Genomic DNA, 18,316 nt, shown 5'->3' with positions numbered 1-18,316 from the left:
CGCAAGCAGAACACAAAGGACTAAATCATGGATTCTAATGTTTCAAGCTCGTCCAACGGGATAGTAAATAGCGGTGTGGTTGTTAATGCCATTCCCCTAGAGCAACTAGGAACCGCAACAATTAGTCCCACTGGTGAATTTGAAGCCGGATCAAACGCATCATTTACTCTGACCTATACCGCTGGCCTTTATGGTGTCGATGATTCCGGAAGTCTGCGTGTTTGCTTCCGATTTGCTTCCGATCAGAGTAATCCACAATTTGACGACCCAAAAGGTGCCAATTTCACGACAGTTGAAGCATCGAATGGCGCGGTATTGCAAACCCGCTGGGATCCAAAAGGTAACGTTCGACCATGGGATCGCACATTGTGGATTAAAGTAGTCAAAGGTTATCTATCTGAAGGTGAAACCATAACGATCCGCTTTGGTGTAACAGATCATGGTGGACCGGGCATGCGGCTGCAAACCTTTTGTGAAGATACATTTGAATTCCGTGTGCTTGTTGATCCAATAGCGACATACAACTTCCAGCCGCTTCCAGATCAACCAATAATTTCAATAGTAGCTGGGGCACCAGAACGTTTTCAAGCAGTACTGCCAACTCGTCGTCGGATTGATCAGGAATTTACTCTAAAAATGAAGGGCGAAGATAAATGGGGTAATCCGTCAAATCTTTGCGAGGCCACTTTGACCATCGAATCTGATGGAGATATCAAAGGCTTGCCAAATAAGATCCACTTTAAGCCTGGTGATTTTAAAGTTGAAATTCCAGGCCTTAGGGTTTCCAAGCCAGGTTGCGTTTCCGTACGACTGAGAGATAATCATAGCAATATCGTTGCTGAAACAAATCCACTTGTGATCGAGGATACGGCGCTCGTGCACTATTGGGGCGATATGCACGGCCAATCTGAGGAAACGATTGGAACTGGTTCGGCTGACCAATATTTTGCTTTTGCACGGGAGCTTGCCTTTGTCGATGCCTGTGCACACCAGGGTAATGATTTCCAGATTACCGATGAATTTTGGTTGGAATTAAACCGTTTAACCAAGATCTATGATCGGCCTGGTGAATATGTATGTCTACCGGGATATGAATGGTCAGGAAACACCTCGCTGGGTGGTGACCGCAACGTTTACTTCCCCACAGATGACCGCATTATACGGCGCTCATCCCGTGCTCTGATAGAAGGGGGTGATGTAGATGGTTCAGATGCGCCCACATGCGCAGAGCTGTTTGAGGCCTTTGCAAAACATGAGGAATGGGATGTGGTCATGTATGCCCATTGCGGCGGACGATATGCAGATATCTCTGTCTCCCATGATGGCCGGTTTGAAAAATCAGTTGAGGTCCATTCCTCTTGGGGCAGCTTTGAATGGCTGCTAAATGACGCTTTTAAACTCAACTACCGTGTAGGTGTCGTATGTAATTCAGATGGGCATAAGGGCCGCCCAGGTGCGAGTTATCCGGGAGCAGGTAAATTCGGAGCCATTGGTGGCTTAACGTGCTTTTTGATGAACGAATTAGATCGTGAATCTCTTTTAGACTGTCAACGCAAGCGTCGTCATTATGGAACAACAGGTGGCACAAATGGTCGAATGGTGATTGATGTGTTGGGACGTTTCTCCAAAATTGCTTCGCTGTACCATGATGATCCAATCCTTTTTGAAGATGCAAAAGCTATTTCTGTGAGCAAGGCTTTAATGGGCGATATTGTGCATCTAAAATCGGGAAAAATGGAGTTAAACGTTGCCATCCAAACGACATCCCCAATTCAAAGTATTGATATTTTTAATGGTTTAGATCTGATCGAAACTATACATCCCTTTGGCAAGGCCGAGCTCGGAAATCGCATCAGAGTGCATTGGGAAGGCGCAGAATATAGAGGCCGTTTTCGTGAAGTGATCTGGGATGGAACTGCAGAGGTTAAAGGTAACTCCGTTTTAACCAGCGCGCCATTTAACTTCCTAAATCGCGATAAAGTATTGGAGCAAGAGGGCAATAAACTATCGTGGAAGGCCCTTACTACCGGAAATTTTGGAGGCTTCGATATAGTGGTAGAAGATGAGCATAGTGGCATACTAAAGCTCGACACGCCGCTCGTTAAATTTGAAATTCCAATAGTGGATATCGGCTTGGAAGATATCATTTTTGATAATTCTGGCGAGCTGCGTCGATTTGTTAAAGTATCCAGGTTACCCAGCGTAAATACTCATAGGTCATTATCTTTCAAGCGAAATATTGCGCTAAAGGATACCGGGGATAATCCAATTTATATCCGTTTAACGCAGGAAGATGGTACCCGGGCATGGACAAGTCCGATCTATGTTTACCGCTGAAGTCAAGTTAATCACCATCAACTCACGCTCTATCTTAAATTAATTTGACAGTTTTAATTGTCTGGATGCCTGTTTCGGAGAAATAGTTACCAGCACCAACTACGCATCGTTCTAAAGATGCTGCCCAAAATAGCTATAAAAAAATCCGTCAGCCCGCGTTCTTATCCATTTCATAAGGATAATGATCAATGAAGATATCATTTTCAATCGAAGGCAATGGTGATTAAATTTCTCATTCGCTTTATCAACTTTGCCTTCTGCTCAATCCAGAACAGGAAATGTCAGAAGCTGAAATAGAAGCTACCAATTATATTAGACGAACCGGGCAATTTGCCGATAATACCGACTTTTTCAAGTTTCTGAAACAACGTAGTGCAGAGCGAAAAGAAGCAGAATAGATGTTTATGTTTGGGTAGGGCTTCACCAAAAGCAAGATTTAACTTCTGCATAAATATTGTCCAAGAAGATCTTTCTACATCCAACTTACTGAAATATATAATATATTTGTCAAAAATCTCAGTTCCTTTTAAACCCTGCAGAGAAGTAAGCTCGAAAGATTTCCTCGTGTCCGGGTAGAAAACCTAGCGGTTATCTAGCACACTGAAAAATAATGATAATTAAATCAGCATATTCAATCGGTTAGAAAAAACATCATAATCCGCGTGTCGGGGGTTCAAGTCCCTCTCCCACTACCAAACTTCCTTAAAAGTGGGGTTTCAATATTTTAGCACTGATCTGCTATTGAACAAACATCGTTAGCGGTAATAGTAAGATTTAGCATTCTACTTAGCATAGAAGTAAAATCTCTGATGTGTATTTTTAAAACCATTGATATCGATTGACTATAGCACGTTTCCGAATAAGTAATTTTTCACATGTTCTGCCACAAAACTCTGACGGTTCGCGTGGCGGCCGCGGTTCGGTTTTCAACGCCGAGCTTTGCAAAAATTTGTTCAAGATGTTTGTTTACTGTTCTTGGCGATAGAGAAAGAATTTCAGCGACCTCTTTGTTCGATTTGCCATGTGTAGTCCAAAGCAAGACTTCTGCCTCTCGCATGGTTAGATTGAAAAACTCAGCCAGACGTTTTTCATCGCTTCCCTTTTGATGGTCTGTAACACTTAACAAAAACTCACCTTCAGGAGTTACGCCAAGATGTCTGAAAATAATTACTGTGCCTGGTGACTTATACTCAAGTTGTTGATCTCCGCTGATCACGGAGTGTTTTTTAATTTCTAGGATCCATGCAAGCACTGCCCAAGGTACTTTCTCTCCATTTTCTGAATGAATACCATTTTGGCGAAGTAACTTTGTAGCTTGAGGCGTGCTCCAAGTGATGTCTCCATGTTCGTCGATGGCAACAATTTTCCGTCCTGTTATATCAAGCGCATGGCGAGCAGATTTTGCCTTTCTTGCGTTTGATAGATGCACGCGCATTCTTGCAATGAGTTCCGGCAGCGATGTTGGTTTGGAGACAAAATCCACGCCGCCAACTGCAAAGGCTTTTACAACATGATCGCTGTCATCTTGCCCGGTCATAAAGATAACTGGAATTTCAGCTAAATCAGTTTCTGATTTTAAAATGCGACATGTTTCAAAACCATCCATCCCCGGCATGATCGCATCCATGAGAATCACGTCGGGCCGATTTTCACTCGCAATTTGTAATGCGGATGGTCCGTTATTAGCTGTTAAGACATGAAGGTTTTCCAAGGTAAGAACATCGGTCAACATTGTGAGAGTATCTTCGGCATCGTCGACGACCATAACTATGGTTTTCTCACCAATATTCGAATTTATCGCCGTAGGATTGTGTATATTCTGCGCTAAGTCACCCATCTGGTGATACCTTTTCTTTGTTTTGATCGTTTGAATATATCCATTTTAGATCAATCTCTGTTCCGATGAGCCGAAGAAGGGTCGAGATTTCGATCGGTTTTAACAGATATGGGTAATTATTAGCTTGATCAGTGGGTAGATTTTCAAGCCCCGCATCAGCTGAAACAATGATGATGGGAAGCGTACTGGAAACTTCACGGCGAATTCTTTCGGACAATTCCCACCCATTCATGCGCGGCATGGCAATATCTAATATTACCAAATCAGGGCTGTTTTTTTGAATTTCCTCAAGACATTCTTGACCATCTGCATAGGTTAAAACATCAAAATCAAGAGGCGTGAGTGCATCCATGATTAATTGCCTTTGTAGCGGATCATCATCAGCGACAGCAATTGTGCGTTGAGGACCCTTATAACCTGTTACCTGCGCCTCAGATTTAGGGCTGTTTAAAATATCCGGAATAGAGCTTAACATAAGTCGCACCGTGAATTTACTTCCCTTGCCAGGGCAACTTTTTACTTGAAGTTCCCCTCCCATTATTTCCACAAGCAGCTTGGTAATTGTAAGGCCTAAGCCCGTGCCCGGTGCCTGATTGACAGCTGTGGGATCGGCGGTTCTTTCAAATGGCAAAAATATGCGTTCTAGATCTGTATTGGCTATGCCAATGCCGGAATCTTCAACCTCGATTGTTGCAATTTGATTCCGGTAAGTTGCTTTTAAGGTTACCGAACCTTGATCCGTAAATTTAACGGCATTGGACAATAAGTTGATCAAGACTTGACGGACTCTGCGTTCGTCTGCGTAGACATAATCCGGGAAGTTCTCTGAACACTCGAAATTGAAATCAATCTTTTTGGCTTTCGCTTGCAGAGAAATCATGTCCACGATTTGATCGAAGTGTTTTTTTATTGCGGTTTTTTCTCGTGAAATTTGTAGTCGTCCGGCTTCTATTTTCGAAATATCTAAAAGGCCCTCGATCAATCCTGCTAAATGATCTCCGCTCCGCCTGATGGTGCGTGCGGCATTTGTCATCAACGCATCTTTGTTGTTCTGGCGTTCCAATAATTGTGCATAGCCTAAGATCGAATTGAGTGGCGTTCGAAGTTCATGACTTAATCCAATAATATATTTACTTTTCGCCAGATTGGCGGATTCCGCCGCTTCTTTCGCATTTTGTAACTGACGGTCAGTCTCTTTATGGGCCTCGATTTCTTCGAGTAGAAGTGATGTGTGAAGTTTGGCCTCTTCTTGCGCCACCACTCTACTTTCCCTCGATAGCAAAAATAGCCACACAGCAATTCCAGATACGATTACCGAGGTTGCAAATAGGTTGATGAAAATGGAATTGATCGCCTGTTCTGACCCACCCAGGTCGAGACGGGCTTGATAAAACACGACCGACATGATGAGACCGATCAACAACAAGACCAGTGTCAATGTGCCGAAATAGCGTCCGGTTCGGGACAAAATAATTTTCGCGAAACGATTGGAAAAATTCAGTTTTACGAAGTTCGAAAGTTGTTGGTTGAACCGCCCTTGAGGCTTGCATTGGTCCTGGCATTTTACATCGAGTGTACAACACAGTGAGCATATATTTGCTTCATAATGTGGACAGTAAAGCATGTCTTCATTTTCAATACTATGCTGACAAATAGAGCAATCACAATTTGAATGGTGCGCATTTTCCAACTGGTCTAGTTTTAGTGGTTCTGGATGACGCGCCAAATAGTATTTGCCCCTCGTGTGGTAGGCAACTAAAGGCGAGATGATAAATGGTAATATAAGAGCAATATAAGCGTAAAGTGCTGCGGCTGTTTCACCAAAAACGCCAAAATAGCCCAACAAAGCGAAGACCGAAGCTAAAAGCGTCGCGCTAAATCCGACGGGATTGATGTCATAGAGATAAGCGCGTTTGAACTGTATCGTTTTGGGTGCGAAGCCGAGTGTTTTGTTGATGACAAGATCGGCGACGATAGTCGCAAGCCATGCAACAGCTACGATCGAATAAAGGCTTAAGATCTGTTCAAGTGCATGATAAGCATCAAATTGTACAAGCAATAGTCCGATAATTACGTTGAACACTACCCACACGACACGACCGGGGTGTGAATGGGTTAGACGTGAGAAAAAATTCGACCATGCAATCGAGCCAGCATAAGTATTGGTGACATTAATCTTAATTTGACAAATGACAACAAAAATACCCGTCACGCCAAGTGCGACTTCGGGACTAGAAAACATTGTTGAAAATGCGGTTAGATACATGTGTGCGGGTTCTGAGGCATCGCTGAATGCTATGCCAGCTCGGAATGCGAAATGCGCTAAAAAGCACCCTGCAATGACTTTAACCGCACCGAAAACAATCCAACCAGGACCAGCTGACAAAAGCCCAAACCACCAGCGAAAACTATTATCTTTGGTTTTGCGGGGTAGAAAACGCAAGTAATCAACTTGCTCGCCAATCTGCGCCGTAAGGGAGAATAAAATTGCAGACGCGGCGCCGAAATGCGCAATAGAAATTTGCCCATCAACAGGCCCTAAAAGACCTGTGTAATCAGTCCAACTGCTTTGTGAGTAGGAACCATAGATTATGATGAAAACAAATGGAGCGAGTTGCAATACGATCCAGATGGGCTGTGTCCATGCCTGTAATCGATTGATCAGTGAAATGCCATGTGTAACAAGCGGAATGAAAATTAAGGTAGAGATCAGGTAGCCAATGGGTATGGGTATCGAGAAACAAAGTTCTAAAGCCTTAGCCATAATTGCGGCTTCAATTGCAAAAAATATGAAAGTGAATGAGGCATAAATCAACGAGGTGATTGTTGAGCCAAGATATCCAAATCCGGACCCACGAGTTAGCAGATCAATATCGACACCATATTTTGCACAATTATAGCAAATTGGGATGCCCAACAGAAAAATGATCAGGCTTGTTGTAACAACAGCAGAGACGGTTGTGTTGAAACCATAATTGAGCATGAGCGATGCGCCTATCGCTTCTAAAGCCAGAAATGAAACGGCTCCAATAGCAGTGTTGGATATTCTGGCTACGGACCATTTTCGTGCACCATGTGCAGTGAACCTTAAAGCAAAATCTTCCAGTGTTTCATCTGCAACCCAACGATTATAGATTCTTCTTGCGCCCGTGATTTGAGTACTCGATGACATTCAAAAACCCTGTTCCCTCGCAAGCAAATTTGCCCGCAAGTTGTTGAACTTACTACTCCTCCCAAAATACGCAGCGTAACAACTGTATCTGCTCAAATTGCGGTTCTTAGTGTCAGTACCACATGCAACCAACGTAACCATATCAGTTAATTGGAGGGGGTCAAATACGTCAAATGCCCCGTTGTGGCACTGCACAAATTAATGCTTCGCTTCAAGCCATAGCAGTTAACCGCATTGAACAGCGAAACAGGTGATTATTATGACTGACGAAAATTCGAACAATAATTCAAACATTACAAGACGACATATGCTCGCGGGCATGGCGTCTATTCCGGCAATAGCCATGATGGGTGGACCACTTCTAGCATCCGATTTCCCAACGGCAGAAGTGAACACAACTGGATTGGCTGTGACCGATGACAAGGTGACTGTTGGTATCTTGCACTCGGTCACTGGTACAATGGCGATTTCAGAGACAGGTTCCGTGCAAGCGGAAAAGCTCGCCATTGAGCAAATCAATGCATCGGGTGGTGTACTTGGTCGACAGATTGAATATATCCAGGAAGATGGCGGTTCTGATTGGCCAACTTTTGCAGAGAAGGCAAAGAAGCTCCTCGTTCAAGATAAAGTTGCATCCGTAATGGGTTGCTGGACATCAGCATCTCGAAAAGCCGTTTTGCCCGTTTTTGAGCAGTATAACGGCATGCTCTATTATCCAACTTTCTATGAAGGGCTGGAGCAATCACCCAACGTGATTTACACCGGTCAAGAAGCTACGCAGCAAATTATCGCTGGTATTGATTGGGTCACAGAAACCAAAGGTGCGAAGAAATTCTTCCTACTTGGTTCGGACTATATCTGGCCGCGCACATCCAATAAAATTGCGCGCAAACATATTGAAAAATTGGGTCACCAGGTTGTCGGTGAAGAGTATTACCCGCTTGGTCATACACAGTTCAACTCGGTCATCAACAAGATCAAGTTGAGAAAACCTGATGTGATTTACGCCATTGTTGTGGGCGGTTCAAACGTTGCATTCTACAAGCAGCTAAAAGCCGCCGGTATCGACATGACAAAAGAAAAACCGGTTCTCCTGACCATTTCAGTAACCGAGGATGAAATCCTTGGTATTGGTGGCGAGAATATCAATGGTGCCTACGCCTGTATGAAATATTTCCAGTCGCTCGATAATCCGAATAACATTGAATTCGTGAAGGCGTTTAAAGAGCGCTGGGGTGATGAAATCGTTATCGGTGATGTGACACAGGCCGCGTATCTCGGACCGTGGTTATGGAAAATGGCTGTCGAGAAAGCCGGTAGCTTTGATGTCGATAAGGTTCGCATGGCTTCACCTGGTATCGAATTCGACAAAGCACCAGAGGGCTACGTGAAAATTCACGATAACCATCACCTTTGGTCAAAGACCCGCGTTGGCCTTGCCAAGACGGACGGCCAGTATGAGATGGTTTATGAGACGGCAGAACTGGTCGAACCAGATCCGTTCCCTGAAGGTTATCAATAGGCCCTGCCAGACGAGCTCCCAGTCACTGCACTGGGGGTTCTCCCCCTTAAATTTATCTAATTAAAATTTGGAGCCAAAAGATGATTGGTGATTACACTATTGTTGAATTTTCATCCATTTTAGCAATGCAAGGTTTTGCTGGTTTAATCCTGTTCTCCGTCTTTGTTCTCATGGCTCTTGGTCTCGCGATCATTTTTGGGCAGATGGGTGTGATCAATATGGCCCATGGCGAGTTTATGATTTTAGGTGCCTATGTCACATATTTCTGTTCGCTGTTCTTTCAAGAATATCTGCCTTCACTATTTGGCATCTATTTCTTTATAGCGATGATACTCGCATTCTTTGTTTCTGGTGCTTTAGGCGTTGCCGTCGAATGGCTGATGATCCGGCATCTTTATAAGCGTCCGCTCGACACGTTGTTGGCAACTTGGGGCCTATCACTCATTCTTCAGCAGTTTTACCGCTCCGTTTTTGGCGCGCGCGAGGTTGGCGTTACTCTGCCGGATTGGCTTTTAGGATCAGTTGCACTCACAGATATTATTGAAGTTCCGATTAACGGATTGTTTGTGATGGCGCTCACGACTGCGATCACGCTCGGTGTTGCCTTCATCATGTATAAGTCAATCTGGGGCAAGAAAGTGCGAGCGGTTGTACAAAACCGGACGATGGCTGGTGCTGTTGGTATCAATACGAAAATGGTCGATCGTTTAACTTTCGGGCTTGGTTGCGGCATCGCAGGAGTGGCAGGTTCGGCCTTTACCATGATCGGTTCAACCGGCCCGACAGCCGGACAGCTTTACATCGTCGATACATTCCTAGTGGTTGTGTTCGGTGGTGCGGCAAGCTTGCTGGGTACCATTGCGTCCGCCTTTACCATCTCGCAGGCCCAATCAACCATGGAATTCTTCATGAGTGGTTCAATGGCTAAAGTTCTTACGCTCTTAACGGTCGTTGGCATTCTTATGCTGCGCCCCCAAGGCCTCTTTACACTTAAAGTTCGCAAATAAACGGAGACCCAAAATGAAATTTACTCGTCTTTTTGATAAATCCGAATGGGTTGGTTTTGCGATCATCGCAACGGTGCTTCTGATTGTTTTTCCCGCTGTCATAGATATTTTTCGCCTTAATTTGGTGGGCAAATATTTAACCTATGCCTTTGTTGCGATCGGCCTTGTTTTGTGTTGGGGCATGGGCGGTATATTGAGCCTTGGGCAAGGCATCTTTTTTGGCCTTGGCGGCTACTGCATGGCGATGTTTCTAAAGCTTGAAGCCTCTACGCCAGAAAACACATCCATTCAATCGACACCTGGTATTCCGGATTTTATGGATTGGAACCAGCTCACAGAATTGCCGTGGTGGTGGCAGCCATTTAATTCCCTTCCATTTACTTTGATAGCCATCATTGTAGTTCCGTCAATTCTCGCTTTTATCATTGGGCAAGCTATGTTCCAGCGACGCGTGGGAGGGGTGTATTTCGCCATTATTACGCAAGCGATTGCCGCGATTTTGACTATCCTGATCGTTGGCCAGCAAGGCTATACTGGCGGTATTAATGGTATCACAGATCTGCGCACATTGCTTGGTTGGGATATCAGAACAGATTCAGCGAAATATGTATTGTACTTTGTGAATGTGCTCCTTCTTCTGATCGTCATAATGCTGGCGCAGTTTGTACGAATTTCTAAATTTGGAAGGCTGTTAATTGCCATGCGAGAGCAGGAGGATCGAGTTCGGTTTTCAGGCTATAGCGTGGCAGACTTTAAAGTCTTTATCTTTTGTCTTGCTGCGGCCTTTTCAGGGATTGGCGGCGCGATGTTTACCCTTCAGGTTGGATTTATGTCTCCGTCCTTTGTGGGCATCGTGCCGTCGATTGAAATGGTGATTTTTGCAGCCGTTGGTGGTCGCCTTTCCATCTTTGGTGCAGTCATTGGCGCTTTGGCGGTCAACTTCGCAAAAACAACGTTTTCTGAAACTTTCCCGGAACTTTGGCTGTTTGCCATGGGCGGCATGTTTATCGCCGTTGTTATGGCGTTTCCCAATGGTCTTGCGGGTCTTTATTCCAGTTACATTGCACCGTTTTTCAAGAAATTTGGCAGCAAACCTAAGCCCGGGACACCGATTGAAAATGTCGCCAATTCAACTCCCAAAGCGCCAGCGGAATAGGAAAGTAATATGTCTCCAAGTCTAGCAAATAAGGGACCCCAGGCGGACCAAAAAGATTTCCTTCTGGCGGTCGAAAGCCTCACAGTTTCGTTCGACGGTTTTAAAGCGGTAAACGATCTATCCTTTTATGTAGAAGAAAATGAAATTCGTGTGATTATTGGACCCAACGGTGCCGGCAAGACAACGGTGTTGGATCTCATCTGCGGGCGAACACAAGCGACAAATGGCTCGATAAAATTCCGTGGCAAAGAACTGACATCAATGAAGGAACACCAGATTGTTCACACAGGTGTCGGTCGTAAATTTCAAAACCCGTCGATCTACGAGGATTTAACGGTTTTTGAAAATCTTGAACTTTCCTTTCCGCGCGGAAAGAACGTTGTTGGCGCGATATTTTTTAATCGCGATCAAGAGGTGATTTCCCGTGTCGAAGAAGTCGCGGAGATGATTTTTTTACAAGACCTACTCGATACACCCGCGGCTATTTTAAGTCACGGCCAAAAGCAATGGCTTGAGATCGGCATGCTGCTGATTCAAAGTCCTGAACTCCTTATGCTGGACGAACCCGTGGCTGGAATGAGCGTTTCAGAACGCATCAAGACTGCGGAACTTCTAAACAAGATTATCAAAGATCATTCCGTGATTGTAATTGAACACGACATGAAATTTGTCGAGGACATTGCACATCGCGTGACTGTTTTACACCAAGGCAAAGTGTTGTCTGAGGGGTCAATGGAACATGTCCAAAAGGACCCGAAAGTCGTTGAAGTTTATCTAGGTCACTAAGGAGAACATGATGTTGTCGATTGAGAATTTACGCGTGTCATATGGCCAGAGTGAAGCCATTCATGGTGTAAGTTTGGACGTAAAACCAAACGAAATCGTCGCTGTGATGGGGCGTAATGGCATGGGTAAAACAACGCTCATGAAGTCTTTGATGGGCATTGTTCCATCAAGTCACGGCCAAATCCGTCTCGATCACGATACAATTGAGCAAAAAGAAAGCTATCAACGGGTCGAGCAGGGCATGGCCTTTGTGCCGCAAGGGCGAATGATTTTCTCAACTATGACCGTCAAGGAGAACATTGAAACGGGTCTTACGGTGACGGGCAAAACGAAAGTTCCCAACGATATATATGAGTTGTTTCCTGTTCTTCTTGAAATGAAATCGCGACGTGGTGGAAACTTATCCGGTGGACAGCAACAGCAGCTTGCCATTGCCCGTGCGCTTGCATCTAATCCGAAGGTTTTGCTGTTGGATGAACCAACTGAAGGCATTCAACCTTCCATTATTAAAGAAATGGCCCGCACATTACGCAAGATCCGCGATGAACGCGGCTTATCAATCATCGTTTCAGAGCAAGTGTTGAGTTTTGCGCTCGATATAGCTGATCGCGTTTTGGTGATCGAGAACGGTGAGTTTGTTCATGAGTCCAGCCGAGAAGATATCGATGCTGAAAAAGTTTCGGCTTTCTTGTCCGTTTAACAACAGAATTTACTTGCACATATAGGAGTGAGCGCAATGCCTGAAACACTGATTAAAGTTGATCTAGAAGATTCCCCTTACAACAATGAAAAAATCCACAATCGTTGGCATCCTGATATTCCCATGGCGTGCTGGGTGGAACCCGGTGACGATTTTTTGGTCGAGACATGTGACTGGACTGGTGGACAGATTAAAAATGATGATGATGCTGCAGACGTGCGCGATGTAGATCTCAATCAGGTTCATTTTTTATCTGGACCAATTGGTGTTAAAGGCGCAGAAGCAGGTGATCTGCTTGTTGTCGATATTTTAGATATTGGCTCATTTGAAAATTCGTTATGGGGTTTTAATGGTTTCTTCTCAAAGCAAAATGGTGGTGGATTTTTAACCGACCATTTCCCAGAAGCGCAAAAATCTATTTGGGATTTTGAAGGCATGTTTACCAAGTCTCGCCATGTGCCTGGCGTGAGATATGCAGGTCTTATTCACCCAGGTCTTATCGGATGTCTTCCTGATCAAGCGATGCTTGATAAGTGGAATTCACGTGAGAAAACATTATTTGATACAGATCCACAACGTGTGCCACCACTTGCTGCATTGCCGAACGGTGATAAAAGCGCGCATATGGGGGCGCTTAAAGGTGAGGCGCGCGATAAAGCGGCAGCGGAAGGCGCCAGAACTGTCCCGCCACGTGAACATGGCGGTAATTGTGATATTAAAGATCTAAGCCGCGGTTCTAAGGTCTATTTCCCAGTTTATGTTGACGGTGCCGGTCTATCTATGGGTGACTTGCACTTCAGCCAAGGTGATGGAGAAATTACTTTCTGTGGTGCGATCGAGATGGCTGGTTGGCTGCATATTAAAGTTAGCTTGATTAAAGGTGGTATGTCAAAATACGGAATTAAAAATCCGATTTTCCGCCCGTCTCCAATCACGCCGAAATATGATGATTACCTAATTTTTGAAGGGATCTCTGTCGATGAGCAGGACAATCAGCATTATCTGGATGTAAATGTCGCTTATCGTCAGGCTTGTTTAAATGCGATCGAATATCTAAAGAAATTTGGCTATTCGGGTGCTCAAGCCTATTCGATATTAGGTACCGCTCCTGTGCAGGGGCATATCTCCGGTGTCGTTGATATTCCAAACTCTTGCGCAACGTTGTGGCTACCAACGGATATCTTCGAATTTGATATTATGCCAGGCGCAGATGGGCCGAAGAAATTCTTAGATGGCTCGGTGTCCATGCCATTGGCACCTGATGTGTAGGAGCTGATAATGCCAGTATATGATTATGAATGTGATGCGTGCGGTGTGTTCACCGCATTGCGTCCCATGTCGCGCGCAGGTGATCCTTGCGCGTGCCCTGAATGTGATCAGGATGCACCACGCGTGTTTTTATCTGCGCCAAATTTTGCATGTATGGACACTTCGCTGCGTGTTGCACATTCGACAAATGAGAAAGCCGCTGACACCCCTTTAAGCACGCGTAAAGGTGACGCGCATGGGCCGGGATGTAGTTGTTGTTCTGGTTCAAAAATGCCATCCAGAACCCTACATAGACCAGATGGAAGTAAAGCTTTTCCATCCGCAAGACCTTGGATGATTTCTCACTAAGATCGTTCTGATGTCTGCTTTTGTCACTAATTTGACGTCAATTTTGTTTCAACTTAAGTCCGCTTTTCAATCAGAGGATTGCAGAAATAGTTGCTTAACCTACATACGAGTTAAAATAATTTCTGCCGAGTTAAAATAGTTTCTGCGTGTCGCGGGTTCAGGTTCCTCTCCCGCTACTAAAAATTCAAAAGAAATATTCTACCCATAGTGGTATAAGAGAGGTTGATAAGCTCTTAAATTGAATAAAGTTATGAAATATCTAGTAATTTCCGTGGGTTAGTATTAACCGTTTTTTATCACCGCGCTGATAAATCATTACCATTAGCTATAATTCGCACTCGAAATCATATGGTAATTGTCATGCGTATCATCATAACTGCATTTTTTTTGATCCTCGGACTTTTGGCATCAGCCTCAGCATCCGACTGGGTGGCTGGTAAAGTGCGACAACCCGCACAGTTTTCAGTAGACAACCAAACCTGGACTAAAATTGTTCAAGGTACAAAAATCCCCAATGCGAGTTGGATCATGACAGGCCGATCAGGGCGCCTCGTGCTTAAACGCGGTTCAGAAACAATTCAGTTCAAACCGTCAACCATGGCCTCGATTGCAAAACGAAACAGATCAGGTTCAAAAACTTTAGTTGTGCAACAATTTGGTGAGTTGTTACTGGATGTTGAAACGCGTAGACGCAAACATTTGAAAGTTGAAACACCATTTTTGGCTGCTGTGGTAAAAGGTACGACATTTTCCGTTAAGGTGAATAGTCGTTCAGCCAAACTATCTGTTCAGGAAGGCGTTGTGGAAGTCACCGACGAACGCCGCGGATTGCGCACTGATGTTCGTGTAAATCAGCGTGTAAGGATCCTGGGAAACGCACGTGGTCCAATCCGCGTATTGGGACCTGGACCAAAAGCCAGAATTATAGGTGTGAAAAAGTCTACACCTAAAATACAGGCAGTAAATCGACCCGGAGGCCAACCAGTTGCTGTAAATAACACGAGTAATACTCGTAGTTTCTTTGGGAGTAGTAGTACAAACTCTAACGGAAATAGTAATGGCAATTCCAACGGGAATAGCAACGGCAATTCGAACGGGAATAGCAATGGCAATTCGAACGGGAATAGCAATGGCAATTCCAACGGGAATGGCAACGGTAATTCCAATGGGAACAGCAATGGCAATTCCAACGGGAATAGCAACGGCAATTCCAATGGGAACAGCAACGGCAATTCCAATGGGAATAGCAACGGTAATTCCAATGGGAACAGCAATGGCAATTCCAATGGGAATGGTAAAAAGTAGCTAATCCTGGGGCAGTTTGGATCGCGGCTTTCAGCATTTACATAAAAAAGAAGCTTAAAGAACTTATATGAAGATATTTTTCGACAAATATAGGATTTTTATTTGGCTCTTTTTGATAACTGCTATTTTATCTCTGGCCTCCACCGCTGGACTTTTTATCAACACACAAAACGCGATTGAACAATACCGCGCGAAATCAAATGCGATCAAAGCATCAGGTGAATTGATTTTCGTAGGGATTGACAAACAAAGCCTGGACGAGGTCGGGGTATGGCCGTGGCCAAGGTCTATATATGCTCAAATCGTCGATAAACTTATGGATCTTGAAGTTGCGGAAATCGGTGTCGACATTGATTTCAGTGCCGCTTCAACACCATCTGAAGATAAAATATTAGCTGATAGTTTAGCTAAGGCTGGTGGCAGCGTCATTTTGCCACTTTTTGTTCAGGATCGATCTGCTGCGTCTGAAGACAATAGTCTTGCGGTGAATACACCAATTGCTGAGTTTGAACAGCATGCCTGGCTTGCATCGGTCAATGTTGTTCCAGATGCTGATGGTGTGGTCCGAAGCTTTCCCTTTGGCGTCAAAGTTGGTGATGAATTTATAGATTCAATGCCATCCGTACTCAGTGGTGTATTCGGCGGGGCAAACACCTTGATCAATATCAACTATTCAATAGATCCTCAAACGATACCAAGTGTATCTGTTAAAGATCTGTTGGCAGGTCATGTTGATCGTCAGATGCTGGCGGGAAAAACTGTTCTCATTGGCGCTAAAGCTGTTGAATTAAGAGACAATTTTGCGGTCCCAGTACATGGTATATTACCGGGTGCTATCGTGCAAATCCTTGCAGCTGAAACCTTAAAGCAAGATCTGCAAGTCACGAACTTAAATCCAATTAGCCTCTTATTTGTTGTTGCATTGATTATTGTTTTGGGAATGGTTGCTGGAAAACTATTTCTGAAACAGCGGGTGTTTCTGCTCGGGATTTTATCCCTTATCGCAACAAGTATTGCGGTCGAGTACGTTGGTCTTACTTTTTATCAAGAATATGCATTGATGCTACCAAGCGCAGAGGTGCAAGTGTTGCTGGGTGCAATGCTAATAACCAGCGCTTTCAAAAGGCTTGATTTGCAAAATTGGCTCATCAAACTCATTAAATCTGACCTTAGCAATACACAACAAATGCTCAATCAAGTGGTGAGTGATAATGCGAGTGCGATCTTAGTCGTTGGTGAGGATGGGAATATTCTCACCGTCAATGAGCAGTTTTCCAATTATTTCGAATTATCTAAATCTGATAAGACTGGATGTATTTTCAACGGTATTTTACCCAAGCTTATCGAAGATGAAATTCGTGGTGCAATCATTGCTCTGCAATTGAACAAAATCCATGATCATAGAAACGGTAATATCGAACTGGGATCAGTTGACCATTCCGGCGTCTGCCGCACCTTGCAATATACAGTAACGGCATCCAAAATTAAACACTTTGAAGATACAAGCGAAGTTGAAAAGTTCATCGCATGTGTCACAGCCTGGGATATTACGACAAAACTTGAACAGGAAAAACGTATCGCTTTTCATGCTAAATATGATGAGCTGACGGGCGCCTTGCGACGTAGCGAATTTCATGCATGTGTGATTGATAGAATAAATTATCTCAAAGCAGATGATTATTGCATCATATTTGCGATCAACCTGCATCGCTTCAAAACAATCAACGTTACACTGGGTCGCGATATCGGCGATGAAGTTCTTAAGTCTGTCAAAAGACGACTTGAGAAAATGTTTGGTGGCGCCTGCGACATTTCTCGAAGCAGCGGGGATACATATTTATTGGCGGTATCTGGCGAATTATCCCATGCTGAGGTAAATATGCTTGCCGAGCATATGATCAGCACCATCAATGAGCCATTTTATATCGATAAATCCACATTGACCATTGGCCTTAGAGTTGGCGCGGCCAGCAGTTCGAATTTACAAGCAAAATCCGCATCGCAACTAATTGAAAATGCTGAAATTGCTCTTGATGAAGCGTGCAAAACTAGCGGCAACGGTTTTGTCATGTATGAAGAAGTGTTCACCGCAGTTCAAGATTATGCGCGAAAGATTGAAAGCGATCTTTGGCAGTCTTTAGATCGCAACGAGATTAAGATATTTTACCAACCTCAAGTCAATTTATTAAATGGCGACCTTATTGGTGTTGAAGCTTTGGTGCGATGGAAACACCCTACGCTTGGGTTTATTTCTCCTGCAGATTTTATCGAAATTGCCGAAGCTAATGGATATATCGATCAACTTGGGCGCTGGGTGATGCGTAAAGCATGTGAAGATGCATTGTCATTACCCGATCATGTGACTGTTGCAGTTAATGTTGCTCCCATTCAGTTCAAGCGCACTGATGTTGTGAAAGATGTGAAAGATGCGCTTGTGCAAACAGAATTGTCAGCACAGCGTTTGCACATTGAAATTACAGAAGCAGGTTTTCTTGAAGCAAGTGATGACATTGTATCTTCACTCAATGAATTAAGAAGCATGGGTATTTGTCTTGCACTAGATGATTTTGGCACCGGTTTTTCATCTTTGGGTTATTTTGCCAAATTTCCGATCAATAAGATCAAAGTCGACCAAATGTTCGTAAGAACATTAGAACGTGGGTCGCAAAATGAAGCCATTGTCAAATCAGTCAAGGAACTTGCTAAAGGCCTCAAGTTGAAAATGATTTGTGAGGGGATAGAAACGCCCGAACAATCCGAAATATTACGCGATATTGGTGTTCAAGAGGGACAAGGTTATCTCTACGGAAAACCTATGCCATTACGTGATATTTTGGAATTTTCGAAAGAAACGACCAGACAGAGCGCATAAAGCGA

General features: G+C 44.1%; 12 protein-coding genes. 10 read left to right on the top strand and 2 right to left on the bottom strand.

What is annotated here, in order from left to right:
• The first annotated feature begins 27 nt into the window (after positions 1-27).
• A complete protein-coding gene (locus ACZ1GZ_RS17500; protein ID WP_472666152.1) occupies positions 28-2,337 on the top strand; it encodes a DUF3604 domain-containing protein in 2,310 nt (769 codons plus the stop codon).
• 871 nt (positions 2,338-3,208) lie between these two features.
• Here ACZ1GZ_RS17500 and ACZ1GZ_RS17495 read toward each other — a convergent pair.
• Positions 3,209-4,174, bottom strand: coding sequence for a DNA-binding response regulator (locus tag ACZ1GZ_RS17495; protein WP_472666151.1), 966 nt, complete (start codon positions 4,172-4,174; stop codon positions 3,209-3,211).
• Entirely contained in the window at positions 4,167-7,346 is a 3,180-nt protein-coding gene (locus ACZ1GZ_RS17490; RefSeq protein WP_472666150.1) for an ATP-binding protein, read from the bottom strand. The genes ACZ1GZ_RS17495 and ACZ1GZ_RS17490 overlap by 8 nt, the downstream gene beginning before the upstream one ends.
• Before the next feature lie 259 nt (positions 7,347-7,605).
• Here ACZ1GZ_RS17490 and urtA point away from each other — a divergent pair, with 259 nt between their 5' ends.
• The 9 genes from urtA (at position 7,606) to ACZ1GZ_RS17445 (ending at position 18,311) form a co-directional block, all read left to right on the top strand.
• Positions 7,606-8,868, top strand: coding sequence for an urea ABC transporter substrate-binding protein (gene urtA / locus ACZ1GZ_RS17485; protein WP_472666149.1), 1,263 nt, complete (start codon positions 7,606-7,608; stop codon positions 8,866-8,868).
• 80 nt (positions 8,869-8,948) lie between these two features.
• The gene (urtB, locus tag ACZ1GZ_RS17480; protein ID WP_472666148.1) at positions 8,949-9,875 is read left to right on the top strand and encodes an urea ABC transporter permease subunit UrtB; all 927 of its coding nucleotides are present in this window, start codon (positions 8,949-8,951) and stop codon (positions 9,873-9,875) included.
• 13 nt (positions 9,876-9,888) lie between these two features.
• Positions 9,889-11,031: an urea ABC transporter permease subunit UrtC gene (gene urtC, locus ACZ1GZ_RS17475; protein WP_472666147.1), complete on the top strand. Its 1,143-nt coding sequence runs from the start codon at positions 9,889-9,891 to the stop codon at positions 11,029-11,031.
• A gap of 9 nt (positions 11,032-11,040) precedes the next feature.
• Entirely contained in the window at positions 11,041-11,817 is a 777-nt protein-coding gene (urtD, locus tag ACZ1GZ_RS17470) for an urea ABC transporter ATP-binding protein UrtD (protein WP_472666146.1), read from the top strand.
• A 10-nt stretch (positions 11,818-11,827) separates the two neighbouring features.
• Positions 11,828-12,517 (top strand): urea ABC transporter ATP-binding subunit UrtE, encoded by a 690-nt coding sequence (gene urtE / locus ACZ1GZ_RS17465; protein ID WP_472666145.1) that lies wholly within the window; start codon positions 11,828-11,830, stop codon positions 12,515-12,517.
• A 36-nt stretch (positions 12,518-12,553) separates the two neighbouring features.
• Positions 12,554-13,786 carry a formamidase gene (gene fmdA, locus ACZ1GZ_RS17460; protein ID WP_472666144.1) on the top strand — a complete coding sequence of 411 codons (1,233 nt, stop codon included), beginning with the start codon at positions 12,554-12,556 and terminating at the stop codon, positions 13,784-13,786.
• Between the two features lie 9 nt (positions 13,787-13,795).
• The gene (locus tag ACZ1GZ_RS17455; RefSeq protein WP_472666143.1) at positions 13,796-14,134 is read left to right on the top strand and encodes an FmdB family zinc ribbon protein; all 339 of its coding nucleotides are present in this window, start codon (positions 13,796-13,798) and stop codon (positions 14,132-14,134) included.
• Positions 14,135-14,494: 360 nt separating this feature from the next.
• Positions 14,495-15,439: a FecR domain-containing protein gene (locus ACZ1GZ_RS17450; RefSeq protein WP_472666142.1), complete on the top strand. Its 945-nt coding sequence runs from the start codon at positions 14,495-14,497 to the stop codon at positions 15,437-15,439.
• A 112-nt stretch (positions 15,440-15,551) separates the two neighbouring features.
• A complete protein-coding gene (locus ACZ1GZ_RS17445; protein ID WP_472666141.1) occupies positions 15,552-18,311 on the top strand; it encodes an EAL domain-containing protein in 2,760 nt (919 codons plus the stop codon).
• Positions 18,312-18,316 lie beyond the last annotated feature (5 nt).

The organism is Lentilitoribacter sp. JB5-8, assembly GCF_055693385.1.
This window is presented reverse-complemented; position numbering and strand designations above follow the sequence as displayed.